Consider the following 16783-nt stretch of genomic DNA (forward strand, 5'->3'; position numbering starts at 1 on the left):
TCTTTACCTCAAATTGACCTTGCTCATTGGATACTGGCATAAATCGGCAAATATGAGAATGACTATGAAACAAATAATCTTAACTTTAATAGCTGTGGTGATGCTAAATGGTTGCTCTGTAGTCAACTATATGCGCATGAAAAATGCTAACAATGACATTGAACCTGTGCTACCCACTTCAGATGCCAGTCGTTTTGAACAAAGTGTGCAAGCGTTTTACATAGGAGAAAAACCTTACATCAAAGTAAGGGTAAACGGTAAGGAGGAGCTACTTTTTCTTATCGATACCGGGGCATCATTCACGATGTTATTTGACACTGAAAAGGTCTCTAGACTGCAACTTGAGCGAGGCTTCTCACTCGAAGTGGGAGGGTGGGGGGATGGTGAAAACTCGCCCGCATATCAGACACAACTTAAGTCAGTCGCTTTTGGTGATGTGAGCTTTAAAGATGTAAAAGTAGCTTATATACCTATTTCTACGACTCAATATTACCTGACTCCCGATGAAGCTATATTCGATGGTGTGCTAGGGCATGATTTGTTAAGACATCTTAATTGGATGTTCGACAAACAAGCGAGCCTGATAAGTGTAGCTAACGCTTCTTTTTCAGCAAAGCCCAATGATGTGAATATACCGACTGATACTTTTTTCTCTAAACTTAAGATGCCGGTGACAATGCACATTAACGGAAGAGACTTTGAACAGGAGGTTTCAATAGATACAGGTAGCCGCCATTATTTTAAATTCAATACTGAATATGTGAAAAATCATAATATCCAGCTTCCTGCTGTTGCGATTCAAGCTTCAGATTTTGGTCTTAGCGGAGAAGCTAAACACAAGCGAGTAAGGCTACCAGGCTTAAGTTTAGGCAACTTGAGGTTAGAGGGCATCAAGACTAATGTTATTGAAGCTGAAGATGAAGATAATTATTGGGTGATAGGCAGTGCGTTAATGAATCAGTTCATAACCATCATAGATTATCAAAACAACATGATAGTTTTTCGACCCTACGAAAAAGATTCATTCACTTCTCGATATAACCTTGCAGGATTGGATCTTCGAAAATTAAAAAATGGAATGCTGATTGTTCGTCAGGTATTCCCGGGACTTGTTGCTAATCAGCATGGTTTTAAAGCTGGCTCAGTGGTCACTTCAATTAATCACGTGGATGCCCGTGATATTACCGAGCAAGACTGGTTGGAAATGGTGGCTAAGCCAGATACCTTTGAGTTTTGTTTCAAACTTCAGCGATGCAGGCGCATTACGACAAAGCATATTGAAGGTTATTCGACTGAGCCTTAAGTGGAAACTGAAAGTTATGTTGAAGTAATGAAGTATTTGCGTGGTCGTGTCGGTCTGCCTCATGGAAATGTTACAAACCGGCAACAACTAATCAATGGATTATTAAATGGCGAGATAGTAGAGTGTCCACCGATTTTTTAAAATTAAGACTATAACTTTCCCATCACAGGCTAAAATGAGGGAGAGTCCCTCATAGCGGGGACGACAGTCGGCGACTTTAGAGAAATCGATATTCTATAGCTAAAAGCTCATTTGAATATCTATTGATGCAGAACCATTCAACTTTTGCGGCTTATAAAGCGCCGCGAAAAAAGGAATATCCACCGTTCGCTCAGGATATTCTGAACTAATCTGATATTTAATTTGTGTTGTAGCTCCAGGCTCTAACAAAGCAAACCCATAATCATTACTCACTTTTATTCCGGCGTAGTGAATGACAGTAAAATAAGCGAAAGTAGCTGCTGTATCTGTTATATTTCTGATCTCCACGACTATCTCATATGTGTTTTCCCCAATACGCTTCTTCTCAATTAGCTCTAAGCCTACGTTCTGCTCCGGAAAAACAGTGACATCACATTGATTGAACTTAATTGTTCTTGTTTGACCATATCCTGAATCTAGGGCTTCTGTATTACCTATCTTGAATTTCACTAACTCGCTAACTGACTTGTCTAATTTAAACACTGAACCAATAGGTGGTACACCAGAGATCACGGCACTATTCCTAATTGGCGTTTCGTTACGCATGTTAAGAAAAGGGAACCTCTTAAACTTAAAGTCGAAATAGAAGTCATTTGTATTGACTGTATTTGTTCCAAATTCTTGAGCGGCCAGCACTCCGATGGTGCCTTTTGATTCTTTATCTTCAGCCAAATCAACTTGAAACTCACCTAGTAGCCAATGTTTGCCAACAAATTTATTTTGATACCAAGTCATATCGACCAATGAAGCTTCATTGTTTATATCAAATACATTTTGTACATCTTCAGGTATAGTTGCTGTTCCAGTTCCAACGAACTCAACGACAAATTCACCGGGAATTCCTGGGAGTTTCATTTTGACATTAGCAACTCGCGCGGCTGCGCATGCAGCATTAGGAGGGGTTCGATAAGGTAATTCTTCCGTTGTCATCGCCAAAGTAGTCATAGTGTCATCTCCATAGGCAAATTTAGAACTAATTTTTATATCAAAGATTTAACGTTTACTTCTATTTCACAATATTACTAACTTACCTCAATATTTATTACCTAATGCTACTATCATTAACACTTCTTAAAGATTTTGGCAACTTCTCTCGGTATTCTTAACTTTCTATTGGTAAAAGTTTTATCAATTATTTGGTCACCCAATTATGGTCAAAAAAAGTAATAATTTGTATATAACTTTTAATTTAACTAGTTTTGCTAGTTTTTCTGAGTTCTCGAGTAGTGATTAGAACTTAACTTAATTAATTCAAGATGTTAGGGAAGGAGCATGTCTTAAAGAAAGAATTTTTTCTTTTCTAGATTCATGAACCTGACTAAATAAGACTAAAAAAGTCCGTTAATCCCCCAATTGTTTCAAAGCTGTCGTCTCTAGTTCATGACCTGATTACTATTGCTTGTACCTAGGCGGGAACGCTTGATTCAATATGAACATAAAACTAACAGACACTCCACCCATAAAAGCGAAATTGTTGAAAATAATGAGGTAAAGTTAGTCCGTTTTTTTAAAGGTATTCCGGCTTATGATTTTGACTTGCTTTTTTCGGGTAGATTAGAACGACTGGCTAGTGAACGAACGGAAAAAAGCCTTTCATTGCTGAAATGAAGTTAAAGGAAGTTATGGTATTTAGATTAGTTTGAGGTTGAACAGTAAAGGTTTTAGCAGCCGAAGTTCCACGTAGAAATCTAAGTTTTAGCTCTTTTTCTCGTTGCCTGATTTTATCCACAGGACCAACTACTCGATAAAATTGTTTACCATAATTTTCAATTTATTTAGCTAGCGTTTTTGCTGAAGATTCAGTCGGTTGAGAATAAGGCAATATGAGACGTGATAGCCGCTTTGTCTGTTGACCTAGAGTAATCTGAAATTTCATTTAAACTTAATTTTATCTCCAGATATCTGATTCGACTAAAATATTAACCGGTACGATTCTAATTTCAATTACAATTTCTTAGTAATAAATCAATACTGCCATGCAATGTATGCGGATAATTAAATTCGCATGATTTGAGTTTTATAACTGTAATCACCAGAATGCACTTCTGTATACACTGGAGAAAGCCATGCAAAGAAGAACTTTCCTAAATCTAATGACTACTGCGAGTTCGATAGCATTACTTCCAGGTTGTGTATCAATTCCATCAGCAAGTAATTTTCCAAAGAAGATTCTTATCCTTGGTGGAACCAATTTTCTTGGACCAGCACTGGTCGAGCATGCCACGTTCCGTGGCCATGAGGTCACACTCTTCAATCGAGGAATTACTCGTCCGAATCTTTTTCCCAACCTTGAAAAGCTGCGTGGTGATCGCCAGATTAGAGCCAGCAACCTGACTGCCTTAGAAGGGAATAGACGCTGGGATGCAGTAATTGATGTCTGGCCAGAGCATTCTAATTTAGTAAAACAGACTGCAGAATTATTGGCCGACCGCACTGATTACTACTTTTTTTGTTCAAGCATAGCGGCTTATAAAGACTACAGCCGCCCTAACATGACTGAATCGGCAACCACACGAGTGGATGAACCTGGCTGGTATGGAGGGGAGAAAGCCATAGCCGAAACCGTCTTAGCAGAACGTTTTGCTGGAAAATATGGCGTTTCGCGGTGTCATGCGATGGTTGGGCCACGCGATAATGGTGTGGCATTTCATTACTGGTTACGAAGAATGGCTCTGCAAGATGAAGTTCTAGCGCCGGGTTCAGGTAATGATTTTGTTCAGTATGTAGATGTTCGTGACGTTGCCGCATGGATTATTAATTGCGTTGAACAACATCGTGTAGGTATCCATAATATTTGCGGTCCGTCTGAGAAACTGACTTTTCGGTCCTTTCTTGAAGGAAGCCGTAAAGGGATAGAAAGTAATACACGACTTACCTGGGTAGATGCCGATTTTCTGCGTAAAGAGCAGGGAGTGCAATCATTCTCAAATATGCCGCTTTGGGCACCCTTGGATGAAGATGCTGGTTTTTATCAAATTAATACTGCAAAGTCTGTGACAGCAGGAGCAACATTTCGTCCATTGACCGAAACAGCGCGTGATGCCTGGTTATGGTATCAGTCATACTTCTTTAAAGACACGGCTTTTCCTGTCAGTGGGCAAGGATTAGCGAGAGAGCGAGAGCTCGAAGTGCTCAAAGCGTGGCATAATCGTAGTTAAGATTGAGTAATATATTCAGTCAGTGGTGTACAAAACTAAGAACAGGCGGTCACAATTCAGGTTGTTTGAGTAAAGGAGTTTTCAAACTGTATGAGCTAAAATCGCAACTGAATGTCTGTTATTTACCATGGTTTTAAAGCTGGAACAGTAGTCACTTCAATTAATCAGTGGAAGCCCGTGATATCGCAGAACAAGACTTGTTGGAAATGGTGGCTAAGCCAAATACCTTTGAGTTTTGTTTCGAGCTTCAGCCATGCAGTCGAATTACCACAAAGCATATTGAAGGTTGTTCGACTAACCCTTAAGTAGAAACCGAAAGCTATGTTGAAGTAATGAAGTATTTGCGTGGTCGTGTCGGTTTACCTGATAGACAAGCGTCGATCGCCAAATCTTATGTCAGTTTGGCGATTGATTGTTGTGGCCTCTGGTCATGGACGGGGTAAGGGTGTTACAGGCTTTTATTAAAAACGATTATAAAGTTTCTTCTCCTGGCGAATTTGCTCGCTCAATTACGACTTAAAGTGTTTAATAATTAACCATTCAAAGAAATTTCAACGGTTTTTCAAAGCTTTTTCAAAAGTTTGTTTTGGAAATTAGTTAGTTTTTGAGGAATTGGAAGATATGTTCAATTTTGTGTTTCAGGAATGAATATCTCTTATTGCGACATCCCTTAAGAACTGTTTGAAATGGTCATTTTTTGACCGTAAGATGAAACACTTGTTATGGAGAATGTTTCAGAGTGGATTTTGACAACAAACACGAAAAAATATAACTCCGAAATGCAGCTCTTTGATCAGGATGGCAACCGCCTCTACCTGACTGCTCAAGAAAAAGCTCTCGAAGAGCGCCTGTTTTGCTTCTTGGTACACTATACTGGCTGTTGTCCCACCGAAGCCCTAGAACTTACCGCCGAAAAAGATAAAAATTTTGGCGAAGCGTATAAGAATCGCCAGCGAATATAGAAAAGAAGATAATATTCCAGAAGGTGGGTATGTGACGATACATAATCTTAAAGTGGTCGGGTGGAGCAGGGATGTGATTTGAATCAAAATAACGAAAGGATAAGCCTCATGTTGTTTTCAATTATCGAAAAAACAAAACACTTTCTTGCTAAACGAAAAGCTAAGCGAGGTATGTTAAGGCTTGGCTTTACCAAGGAAGAGATAGATTAAGCAAGACTTTATCTGTAGTAATTCAGACTTGATGCAACAGTTACCGGTTTTGAAAGTGGCGAAGTAGAATGAGTTTCCTCAAGTGTTTAGTTAAAGCGAATAGGAGATAAAAAATGCCAGAATGGATGACAAATAAGTTTTCAATACTAGTGTATGGAATTGTTTTAGCAGCGGGAGCGTGTTTCTTTCTGCATGAGTTTGTGACAAAGAATTTCTATGTAAAAAAAGAGGAGGCAAAAAAATATGTTACAAATATAGGGTTTAATTGTTTAACCAATGAGGAACAAAAAAGCAAGCAAACTCATGATGTAGTATGGTTGGGATATACAGAAAAACAGGCAATAATGATTTTTGATGCTGCAAGACTTCTAGGAGAGGCAAAGCACACAAGTGACAATAGTTTAATTACCCGTGCAGAAATCAATATCAAAAATTCGAAGTCATTTCGAGATTATATAACGATTTTTAATCGTTTTCGAAACAAAGGAGAAAATAATGTAAATTCGGATAGTGTGGAAGATTTAATTTTAGGTCTTCGCGGTGAAATCAAAAGTGTAAAACAAAAACATCATACAACAGAAATTCCGAATTCAATTATAAGCATAATAGAGCTATATTGGATTGTTCATCGGCGTACTGATGAAAATACTCAGCAAGTTGTTCCTTCCTTGAGGCTTCTCAAAAAGGAGCTAATAAAGCTTGAACGAGGAAATCAAAGAATTAGTCATGTTATCAAGCAGGTTGAAGATGCAATCGATATTGGAAAAAAAGAAAACTGGTCCTCTCTAAAAGATAAGGTTTCTAGGCTGCGAGAGCCCTTATTTCTTGCGATAACAGGCAAACAACCTCCGATCAACCCATATTAACCAAAGCTCCGTGTAAATGCCGGCGTATCAAATTAATTTCGAGGATTGAATATGAGCTTTGAAGTGTCCGAGTTGCTAAGATCGACCCCCGAACGAAATCACCTCAAATTAGCAACCCGCCTTAATAACTATCAGAATACGGAGGTTAATATGAATGGAAATACAATCAGCTACTAAAGAGCTTTTAAGAATCGCAAGCGAATATAGAAAAACAGACGATATTCCAGATGGCGGGTATGTAGCGGTGCACAATCTTAAAGTAGTAGGGTGGAGCAGGGATGTGAAAGGAAAATCGCACGAACTTTTACCTGGAACATGGGCCGTCGACGCGTTAGGGCATAAATTTTTAGCTATAGGCGGGAACGATTATGATGGCGTTAAAGAGTGGCAAATGATTTCTCATACTTCGTGAGCTTTATGATGGTGTAATTTCCCCTTTGGAAAGAAAAAAGATGTTAAAAATGAAACAAAATAACGAATAGGACAAAGATTGTTATGCGCATAGACCAAGAGTATTTGAAAAATATACTGGACCGTATTTTGGAACACAAAAGTGCTGATTTTGATTTAAACCTATTTCTGGAGCTATGGAATAATGAAGAAGATGTAGATGCTCAACATAAGTTTGTCTTTCATTTAGAATTATTGGAAGACCAAGGCTTTATTGCTAGTTCAACCAGCATCAATGGAATCGGGATTCGTCGTTCAAGTAATAAAGCAGACCCATACAATTTGGCACTGACTCCGCTTCGATTGACGTCTTCAGGCCATGATTTCGCCGCTGCATTAAACAAACCCGACGTATTTAAAATACTCAAAGAAAAGTTCAATAATGATGGTCCATTTGAGTTTGTTAAAGCGGCAATTATGCTGAGTACAAAAGCCGCCGAAAAGAAATTGACTGATTTATTAAATGATTAAATAAAGCGTTTTGATAAAGGCTTTATTAGGTCTTGGCGTGTACTCCAGGACATAAAGAATGCCATTGTTGGTCGCGATACCATTGCAGTAGAAATATACCCTAAAGAATCTGAAGTTACTGATACTGCAAATATGTATCACTTATGGGTTTTTGCTGATGGATACGGACCAACCGTATCCTTAATACCGCCCGAAAAGTGAAACGAAATTATGAATTTAGTGTACTTAAGATAACGGTTGTCGAGTGTTAAATGAATTAAGATTGGACACAAGCAAGATGAAAAATAAGGAGTTATTATATGGAAACAGACGGGTCAAAAAGCTTGAGAGAAGTTGAGTTTGAGAAGGCTCAAACAGAATTGAAGATTAAAGAGATTGAGCTGGAGATTCTAAAGCTTCCTTGGTATAAAAAATCAGCCACAACAATTTTAAGTTCGGTGGTTGGTGCTCTGGCAACAGGATCAGTTGCTATGTTTGTGTCCTTCACAAATGATCTGTCTCAGCAGCCGAATGATATAAAAAGACAGGTAATTGACAACTTAAATGGAGAATCCTTCTCCGCAAAAATTCCAGATGCAAGCTTAGACAAATATCTCGTCAATTATTCGCTTGGATATGTAAATGCAGTACTAAGCAAAAATGAAGGGGCTGAGGCGCTTGATGCAGCAATAGCTACTGGCGAAAGGGATAAAGTTTTAGAAGTATATAGCAATGTAACTGCCAAGATGATGGATCGTGTTTCAAATGCAATTAAGTAGTCTTAATTCTGAACGAGGCTAAAAGTTTAACAAAAAGGTCAGCCTGACACCTGGCGGTGCAAGCTAACTAAGCGTTATGTGCCAGTATTTTCCGCAACTAGTGGTCTCTAATATCTAGGTTTAAATTTTATGAAATTTGAGTTAGTAGTAGTTGAAAAGCATGCTCTGAAAGACAGTCACCGTACTCTGTTTGCAGAAATGCTCAAAATGCAAGGTAAGGTTCAAGGTGATCTTAGAAAAAAAGCAGATCGATGTAAGTGTATCTGTATAGCCACTACTAATGGAAAATCTGTTGCGATTGGTGCAATTAAGAAAAAAACAGACTCTGACTTTGCTGAGCATAAAGCCAATATTCCTGAGTTAAGTAAAGAGTTTCAATGGGAGCTTGGTTATTTATTTACTGATCCTGAATTTCAGGGTCATAAAATTGCAAGCTCTATTACTCAGTCATTAATTCGGTATTTTGGTAACGACAATCTAATGGCTTCAACTGAGATAACTGAAAATCCAGGAATGGTAAAAATTTTAGAAAATAATGCGTTTAAATTGCATGGAAAACCCTGGAAAGTGATATACACGGGAATCTTTTGGGGTTATTTCTTAAAATAAGTAACTCATAGCAAGTGGTTAAATTTTGAATTACCAGAGCAGTCACTCCATTTGCGACCGCATTGACTCAATAACAAAGTGGGTCTTGCAGCGATGAGACTAACGAACAAGCCAAAGAAGTTAACCGAAGATATTAGTTATCGTACAGTTGTTTGGTGTGGTAGTAAGATTATCATATGTCTCGTTTTTGTTATTAAAATGAGTCCATATACCTGCAAATAAAGGAGGTTGTTTATGAAACTATGTCCTGCAATTAAAAAAGATGGGAAAAAGTGCGAATACAAATGTATAAAGTGTCATCTTTGATTTTGAATCCTTGCCAGTCAATAGTGGGCGGCAAATAGCCACGACCACCTATCACAACAAGCTTACGGGCCAACATGGGGGCATTGTTTTTTGCGTTCCAATTTTTTATTGCTAAATTCTGATAATTTAGGCCAAAAGTAACAATCTGCACATAATTTCATATTTAACATAATATACATTATGCGTAATATTAGTTATTCCTTTAAGTCCAGCAGTATGATTATCCACTTTAAGAAAAGATGGTAAGTCTATGAAAATTAAAGATATTGTCAATTTCATTGAATTGGACAAGATTTTCCAGCGACATGAACTCTATCATCGTTGCTCATCGAGCTTGCGAACTTAACTACACTTCTTAATGCTCAAGAAAACTTCTGCTAAGAATGAAAGTACCTGGAGCTGTTGTCAGATTCATGGCTTGAGCGGGAAGATATCCTAGCCGGTACATTTTCCCTTAAACAATTTGATGTGTAATAAACAAGGCGAAAAATTCTTAAACGACTTTTTCTAGAAGTCTGGTATCCCTATTTAAACCGTTGATATTTTAGTCAAGTCCATAATCTATTGAACTCCATGATTCGTCGCCCTTTTAATTACGATTTCTTTCGTACTTGATGTGCTCAATCTTTAGTTCCAACGTATTATGAGCTAATGTTTTTCGGTGTCTTCTTCATCGGGTTGTCTTTCTATTTATCACCTAAGTCGCCATTTACTATTTGAATCAGGTTTGAAAATTCAAGAAGTGGTGAAATAATCAATAGGAAAACAGATTAACAGTTAAACTGATTATCTGCATTTTAGATAAAATTACGAAAATAGACGATCTCTTACACGCGGATCAGAGATTGACTAACTACGCTGACCAGATTGATGCTATAAGATCCAGTCTGTTTGATTGAATTGCGCAACCGGTTACACCGTTCATCAAACGAACAAAAAAACAAACAAACTTCAATTGAAAAAGGATTTTTTAAATGAAATATTTATTATCAATTTTGCTATTAGCGTCTTCTTCATCATTGTTCGCAGCGGCAGATATTGTTGATGCCTGCATTAATTGTTCGGAAGCAAAAGCAAGACATACCGCGTTACAAGGAATGGAAGAATTTTATTATTCTACTCCGCAGCCTGGTAGCGTCAATGATGTTTCTCGTCGCGGAAAACCAAAACCTAAAATCTTTAAGACACTCCATATATTCACCAATACCGGGCCTTATCACGGTTACTCTTACATCGCCCGAATTGTGAACGGGGGGGCCGTACTGGTGAAGGCTTATGATACACCGCCATCAAAAGGAAGAGGCATTTTCAAGTCAATGCATGAATACCGGGTTGCTTACCTTCAGATGATTGCCGATGCGCAGGCAGGTATGGATTACCGCTTTATGCAAGCTGTCGGTAAAGCTCACAATAAAGTAACCCCCGCGGATGCACGTAAAGGTGATGACGAAACCGGTGCTTGTAGCGAAAACGGGAGTCAGTCTTCCCCGTTTGATTATTTCACCGGGAACACGGCAATAGACACTAATGCCGCGATGCGCCTTGAGCTTAAAAATTATATTGGACAAACCAATGTCAAACATACTCAAATCAACTGGAACGTCGGCGGTTCACTAGGCACGGACGGCGCTTCGATGAATGGGAGTATTGGCGGAACTTTGGCTATTCAGGATGGGGTCGGGCATTTGAATGTCCAGTATTCAAATCATGGTCAACTGGTTTTTGACATAAGAAGGAATACTAATAATACGTACTACCCCACACTTAACCTAACCGCAAGCACCTTCGGGAATGGCGTTAACCGGAGTGATAATTTCGATTATGGTGAAGGTCCCGGTATGGATATGTTCCTCTATCAAAACGCAGATAAACAGTTCAAAATCAACAACCGTTCATTTACATTTGAGAATAACTGCATCGAGAAAGACTGGGCAGAAATGGCAAGAGATTTAGGCTTAAAAATTGTCAACGATACAGGGTTTGAAGGCGGTGGGTTTGATACACCCTGCCAAGCGAATCCCAGTGGAACGACCGAATATGTTTACAGATGGAAAGAATTTGTTCAGACATCGAGAGTCGTTGGAGACACGATGACTATTACAGGTATTTGGGTGCCTCGTTCATTAATGGTCACAACAGGCTCATCAAATCCTTGTTGATGTCATTTATCAGGGACTATTATGTCCCTGATTATGCTTGCCCCCTTCTGGCTTAATAATAACCACTGCTAAAACTATCCGTATTTGCAATGAGTTGTCTAAAACTTATCAGCCTCATTAATAAGCTGGTCAATATCATCATTTAAAATGGTTATATTTAATTCCATTACAGTTGACTCCCTATAAGCACCTAAAGTATTTTTTTCGTGAAAACTTATATATTTTTTATTAACCAGTAACTCAACATCATTTTTAATTCGATTTAATGTTGACTCTCTTATTGGTACTAAAACACTGCCTGACTCCCGATCTTTTAATCTCTTCCAGAAATACGTAGTATTCTTTTTTATATTAATTAACGCTCCAATAATCTTATTTTGAATTCTATTCTCTATTATGTTTCTGAAATCTTTACTCTCTAAGCTATTGTCAGCTATTTCAGATTTAACTTCCTCCAACTCAGTAACTACTTCATTACTAACAGATAGCTTTTCCAGCTTAATTTCATTTTTTCCAAACTTTAGAACGTCCACTCTTTCGATAATACTTTTAACTTCTTTTCTTAAATATATCACTATAAAAACTATTAGCAGTTGCCAAAAGCTAAAACCCAATTTTTCAAGAATAAGTACAAAGTCCATATCTTTCCTATGACGCTGTTTAAAAGCACCTGACGTTCTTCAATAGTTAAATAAAGTCGATTACCGCTTTGCATTTCCGAGCTATATTTTTGTTTTTAGGTCATTTCACTCTATGAAATATTTTAATGGAGAATTGTTTCATACTAAGGTTAAAAAATAACCTTTTCAAACTTGTTTTATTATATATTGCTGGGTGAGATAAGTTGATTTAAAACGCGTTCCTGAAAAGATCGAAAGCGTGATTCAGAATACTTAGAAGTAAATTCATAAAATCTAAAAATTATAAGATTGTAGACAAAATAATTACCTTCAAATAAGATGCCTACTAAATTGCTTTTAACTCACTTTATAGATGCTTGTTCTAAAAACCTACTTATGAGATATTTTATACAATGCCCTCTTTGGCTATGCTCGTGGTTCCGCAAATCAGCAATCGCTCGATTCGAATATAAGACCACGAAAATTGCTAAAAAGTCGGTATACACAGAACGACGATCTACAAATTACTAAATGGAAAAACTTGAATACAACAATCTGTATTCTTGCATGATTAAATAGGATTTTATATGGCTGACATCGGACAGGTTACCCAGCTTTTAGTCACCATGCGTGACTCTGCAAATAGGGAACAAAATAATGCCAAGCAAGCATTAGTCGAACAGTGCTACGCTCATTTGCACCGGGACGCAAGACGTTTCTTGAGCGCAGAAAATAAAGATCATACGCTGCAAGTCACCGAGCTGGTTAACGAAGCTTACTTGAAACTTTTTGATCGGACATCGCTCAATTGGAATGACCGACACCATTTCTTTGCTTCTGCCGCTATCGCCATGCGACGAATTTTGGTAGACCACGCAAGACGAAAACTCGCTGGTAATCGTATTCCAAGTGACGCGATAGTCAGCCACGAAGCCGATGAGTTGAGTACCGATTGTCCTGAACCTTTTCTAATCGCATTGGATGATTCCCTAAACGAATTAAAGACACTTAATCCACGGCATGCTGAAATCGCCATGTTGCGTTATTTTGGTGGTTTATCTGAAAGTGAGATTGCGGAGTCTCTTAATATATCTCGCTCCACGGTGACACGTGAATGGCGCATGGCAAAGTTGTGGCTTCAAAATCAAATTGAAGACAGTTTAAACAATGTCTGAATGTCATGTCTAAATATCATGTCTAAATATCATGTCTAAATACTATCAGCGGTTGACTGATGTTGTCGACCAAGCGCTGGATCTACCATCAGAGCAACGTCAGAGTTTTATTATAGACGCTTGCCCCGATGTTCCTGATTTAGCTAAAGAAGCGCTGGCACTGATTGCGCTGGAAGAACAGGATACCAATGAACTTCTCCGTCCTGGACAAGCGCAACAACTCTTCACCCACCTTAAAAACGAAACTCACCTTAAAAACGAATCGGAATTCCAAAATGCTATCCCGGAGAAAATCGATAAATTTACCATTCGAGAAAAATTGGGCGAAGGCGGAATGGGCGTGGTTTATCGGGCGGAGCAAACCAACCCTGTTGAACGTGAGGTTGCGCTTAAATTAATTAATAACATTCACCATGAAGGTTTGCGTAGGCGTTTTATCTTGGAGTGCCAGGCGCTGGCGCGACTCTCTCACGCTAATATTGCAGCTTTCTACGAAGCCGGTGCTCTCAAACAAGAAACACCTTATGTTGCGATGGAATTGGTAGACGGACTCCCTATCACGCAATATTGCGATAAGCATCAATTGGCCTTACACCAGCGTATCGAACTTTTTTGTCAGGTGTGTGAAGGTATTGCCTACGCCCATGAAAAAGGAATTTTACATCGAGATCTCAAACCCTCTAATGTTCTGGTTAAACAGGTGCATGGTAAAGGGCTAGCCAAGGTGATTGATTTTGGGATTGCACGAGCGATAGGTGATGAGCACCAAGACAACCAACAAACTCGCGAACAACTCCTCGGTTCACCGGCGTATATCAGCCCTGAACGGATCACCGATTTGAGCGACGGCTCGGCGGACACACGCAGTGATGTTTATTCGCTAGGCGTGCTGCTCCATAAACTGCTTGTTGGTGCTTATCCTTTTCCTCAACAGGATATTTCACTCGGACGACTGTTGAATGCCATTGTTCAAGATGATCCCCCTTTGCCCAGCCATAATTTTTCTCAATTGGAGCAGTCTGAACAAATCAAAATTGCCCAATCGCGCGGCCTGAGTGCTAAAGAGCTAAAGCGGCGTTTAAAGGGGGATTTAGACGCGGTTTTAATTAAAGCAATTTCGAGAAAGGCCACAGCTCGTTACGCCTCGCCATTAGAATTAATGAATGAGCTAAATCGAATTTTGAGTCAACGTCCGGTAAAAGCCAGGACCGCCTCAAAGGGATATGTGCTGAGTCGATTTTTAAGACGCAACTGGATGTCAGCCAGCTTTAGTCTGGCATTGGTAGTCATTATAACCATTGGTGGCACTAGCGCATTATTGCAAGCGCAGCGGATCGAACGCGAAGCGCGTAACGCTAAAGAGTTAATGGGATTTATTACCAATATTTTTGAAATGGCTGATCCCACTAATAGTCAGGGGAACAAGGAATTTGCAAGACGCTTGCTTGACGAAAGTGTCGCTCGCCTTGATCGTCATGATTTTGCGCCACTATTAAAATCTGAAGTATTGACTACACTCGGCGATCTCTACTCCGAGATTGGGTTACAAGATAAGGCAGCCGAGTTGATCGAGTTATCGCTTAATTTACAAAGAAACGAAATGACAACCAACGGACTAAAGCTCGCAAGTAATCTTATTAGTCTGTCGATTTTACGCGGTGAGACAGGTAAATATGACGAAGCGATGGCGCTTGCCAAGGAAGCTTTAGAGCTGCAGTTAAAAGAACTTAGTGCCACTGACAGAATTGTTCTAGCAACGAGATCACAAATTGCAAATATTGCAAACTATCAAGGAGATTACCAATTTTCTATAGACGAATACACCGCAATACTCGCAATTCTTGAAAGTATTGAGAAGCCTGATTATTTATTATTCAGCGATATTTTGGCGAGTCTAGCTTGGGAGAAAGCTTACCAATTGGGCGATTTTCAAAGTGCCCTGGAGTTAACCCAAAAAGCAATCGATATTATCGAAAAAAACTACGGCGCTAAACATATATTAATGATTGAAGTGCTCAGTGATTACGGTTCTATACTTTCAGATATGTCACCCGATAGTGACGCAGAACCCTACTTTTTGAGAGCCCTTAGCCTGGCTGAAACACTGTTAGAGCCTGGACATTCAACCACTATTCGTCTTCATGTTAATCAAGGTAGTTTTTACCTGAATAGAAAAGAATACCAAAAAGCATTATCCATATTGCAAAAAGGCCTCAGGTTGACAAAGGAAAATAATGGAAGTGATGATCGGTTACTGTCACCAATAATTAATAATATAGGAGTCGCGCTTATCGAGTTAGGCAGACATGCTGAAGCGATTCATTATTTACAAGAGGAGCTAAAAATTCTACAAAGTACTTTGAAACCGGATCACTATGATTTTTCCTATACTTTTTGGGGGCTAGCGAACGCGCTGGCTGGTATTGGTAAACATGATAAAGCTGAAGCCTATTTCTTAAAAACGCTTAAGATTAAAGAATCTCGCCCGGCAGTCGGAGAAAACAGTGATTTGTCAGAAGTGTATGAGGAATATGCAGACCTGCTGAACAAAATGGAGCGACATGTTGAAGCAGAAAAAATGATGACCAGGGCAAAAGCAATTTCTAGTGAAAAATAACCCGAAATACCAGTCATTTTCGTGTCTGAAAGCGCTAAACACTAAATAACACTCTCCCCAATTTGACTCTTACCCCACTCTGATTCTCCCAATGTAGCTCCTCCTGCTCTCCCCCATTTTTCAATTAATTTGAAAAAAAATAAATTTTTTGACGCATTTTTCATTTGGTAGACGCTTTATATCAGTAGGCGGATTAATTTTTGCCCTGCTGTTCCAGTTTTCGAAGATCGTTTACTGAGAGCAAAGTTTATTTATGTGGAGATTTTAAATGGAAGTTAAGAGGTTATACACAGGGGCCGCAGCGTTGGTGTTGGTGTTAGGACAAACATTAGGACAAGCATGTCAATCAGCGCAAACAAAATCCGGGTCTGTCGCCCAGCCCTCACCTCCTGCCACCAAAAATAACATCACCATTGCGAACGAATATGTGCAAACACAAGTGAATACACTGTAGCACTAACGGAGGGATACAATGAAAAATGCAACTGGAATGAGTCTTAAAGATCTCAACCGCTTATTAAGAAAAAACAAATCCATTGACTTTCGAACTCACGATTTTCTGCGCCAGATCAGCATCGATCAACTTAACTGGAAAGGCCTGGAAGACGAAAAAAACAACTTAATACCCCAACTTAAAGCTTATCAACGCATGTTGCGAATCGTACCGGAGGACGATACTGATATAGCTAAAGAGCTGTTGGAAATGGGCATTAGTTCTTCCCTGCAAATTGCTGAGATGGGTAAGAAAATGTTTATCGAAGATAGTGAAAAAGCATTTCGTAAAAAACCTGAGCTTGCACAAGACGTGTATCAAAAAGCCCTCACTTTACGAAAGTTATTAGCCCTTCAATATATCGACCAAATCCAGCGCAGCGAAGCCCACAGCAAAGCTGCCGGCCTAAATAAATAATACGTTCC

The 16783-nt window shown here is 39.0% G+C and carries 16 protein-coding genes; 14 read left to right on the plus strand and 2 right to left on the minus strand.

Annotation, left to right across the window (positions count from 1 at the left end; all coding sequences use genetic code 11):
- Window positions 1-64 precede the first annotated feature (64 nt).
- Window positions 65-1303, plus strand: a complete 1239-nt coding sequence (locus tag FLL46_RS18605) for an aspartyl protease family protein (protein ID WP_168204231.1) — start codon at window positions 65-67, stop codon at window positions 1301-1303.
- Window positions 1304-1543: 240 nt separating this feature from the next.
- On the opposite strand, the gene FLL46_RS18610 is transcribed toward FLL46_RS18605, so the two are convergent.
- On the minus strand, window positions 1544-2449 hold the full coding sequence (locus FLL46_RS18610; protein ID WP_142932850.1) for a hypothetical protein: 906 nt from the start codon (window positions 2447-2449) through the stop codon (window positions 1544-1546).
- A 1121-nt stretch (window positions 2450-3570) separates the two neighbouring features.
- Here FLL46_RS18610 and FLL46_RS18615 point away from each other — a divergent pair.
- The 9 genes from FLL46_RS18615 to FLL46_RS18650 all read left to right on the plus strand — a co-directional run bounded on the left by FLL46_RS18615 (window position 3571) and on the right by FLL46_RS18650 (window position 11453).
- Window positions 3571-4662 carry an NAD-dependent epimerase/dehydratase family protein gene (locus FLL46_RS18615; protein ID WP_142932851.1) on the plus strand — a complete coding sequence of 364 codons (1092 nt, stop codon included), beginning with the start codon at window positions 3571-3573 and terminating at the stop codon, window positions 4660-4662.
- A 722-nt stretch (window positions 4663-5384) separates the two neighbouring features.
- Complete coding sequence (locus FLL46_RS18620) at window positions 5385-5624, plus strand: hypothetical protein (protein ID WP_142932852.1); 240 nt, start codon at window positions 5385-5387, stop codon at window positions 5622-5624.
- Window positions 5625-5947: 323 nt separating this feature from the next.
- Window positions 5948-6700 (plus strand): hypothetical protein, encoded by a 753-nt coding sequence (locus FLL46_RS18625; RefSeq protein WP_142932853.1) that lies wholly within the window; start codon window positions 5948-5950, stop codon window positions 6698-6700.
- Window positions 6701-6854: 154 nt separating this feature from the next.
- Entirely contained in the window at window positions 6855-7112 is a 258-nt protein-coding gene (locus tag FLL46_RS18630) for an antirestriction protein ArdR (protein ID WP_142932854.1), read from the plus strand.
- An 83-nt stretch (window positions 7113-7195) separates the two neighbouring features.
- Window positions 7196-7621 (plus strand): DUF2513 domain-containing protein, encoded by a 426-nt coding sequence (locus tag FLL46_RS18635; protein WP_142932855.1) that lies wholly within the window; start codon window positions 7196-7198, stop codon window positions 7619-7621.
- 24 nt (window positions 7622-7645) lie between these two features.
- Window positions 7646-7822 (plus strand): DUF7694 domain-containing protein, encoded by a 177-nt coding sequence (locus tag FLL46_RS27965; RefSeq protein ID WP_425456747.1) that lies wholly within the window; start codon window positions 7646-7648, stop codon window positions 7820-7822.
- Window positions 7823-7920: 98 nt separating this feature from the next.
- Window positions 7921-8379, plus strand: a complete 459-nt coding sequence (locus FLL46_RS18640; protein WP_142932856.1) for a hypothetical protein — start codon at window positions 7921-7923, stop codon at window positions 8377-8379.
- Between the two features lie 129 nt (window positions 8380-8508).
- Complete coding sequence (locus FLL46_RS18645) at window positions 8509-8988, plus strand: GNAT family N-acetyltransferase (protein ID WP_142932857.1); 480 nt, start codon at window positions 8509-8511, stop codon at window positions 8986-8988.
- A gap of 1280 nt (window positions 8989-10268) precedes the next feature.
- Window positions 10269-11453 carry a hypothetical protein gene (locus tag FLL46_RS18650; protein WP_142932858.1) on the plus strand — a complete coding sequence of 395 codons (1185 nt, stop codon included), beginning with the start codon at window positions 10269-10271 and terminating at the stop codon, window positions 11451-11453.
- A gap of 98 nt (window positions 11454-11551) precedes the next feature.
- On the opposite strand, the gene FLL46_RS18655 is transcribed toward FLL46_RS18650, so the two are convergent.
- Window positions 11552-12094, minus strand: a complete 543-nt coding sequence (locus FLL46_RS18655; RefSeq protein ID WP_142932859.1) for a hypothetical protein — start codon at window positions 12092-12094, stop codon at window positions 11552-11554.
- 566 nt (window positions 12095-12660) lie between these two features.
- Between FLL46_RS18655 and FLL46_RS18660 the strand changes: the two genes are divergently transcribed.
- The 4 genes from FLL46_RS18660 to FLL46_RS18675 all read left to right on the plus strand — a co-directional run bounded on the left by FLL46_RS18660 (window position 12661) and on the right by FLL46_RS18675 (window position 16775).
- Complete coding sequence (locus FLL46_RS18660; protein WP_142932860.1) at window positions 12661-13248, plus strand: ECF-type sigma factor; 588 nt, start codon at window positions 12661-12663, stop codon at window positions 13246-13248.
- A 31-nt stretch (window positions 13249-13279) separates the two neighbouring features.
- Window positions 13280-15865: a serine/threonine-protein kinase gene (locus FLL46_RS18665; RefSeq protein WP_142932861.1), complete on the plus strand. Its 2586-nt coding sequence runs from the start codon at window positions 13280-13282 to the stop codon at window positions 15863-15865.
- Between the two features lie 268 nt (window positions 15866-16133).
- The gene (locus FLL46_RS18670; RefSeq protein WP_142932862.1) at window positions 16134-16319 is read left to right on the plus strand and encodes a hypothetical protein; all 186 of its coding nucleotides are present in this window, start codon (window positions 16134-16136) and stop codon (window positions 16317-16319) included.
- A gap of 18 nt (window positions 16320-16337) precedes the next feature.
- Window positions 16338-16775 (plus strand): hypothetical protein, encoded by a 438-nt coding sequence (locus FLL46_RS18675; protein WP_142932863.1) that lies wholly within the window; start codon window positions 16338-16340, stop codon window positions 16773-16775.
- Window positions 16776-16783: the final 8 nt, after the last annotated feature.

It is taken from the genome of Aliikangiella coralliicola (assembly GCF_007004725.1).
Taxonomy (GTDB): Bacteria; Pseudomonadota; Gammaproteobacteria; order Enterobacterales; family Kangiellaceae; genus Aliikangiella; species Aliikangiella coralliicola.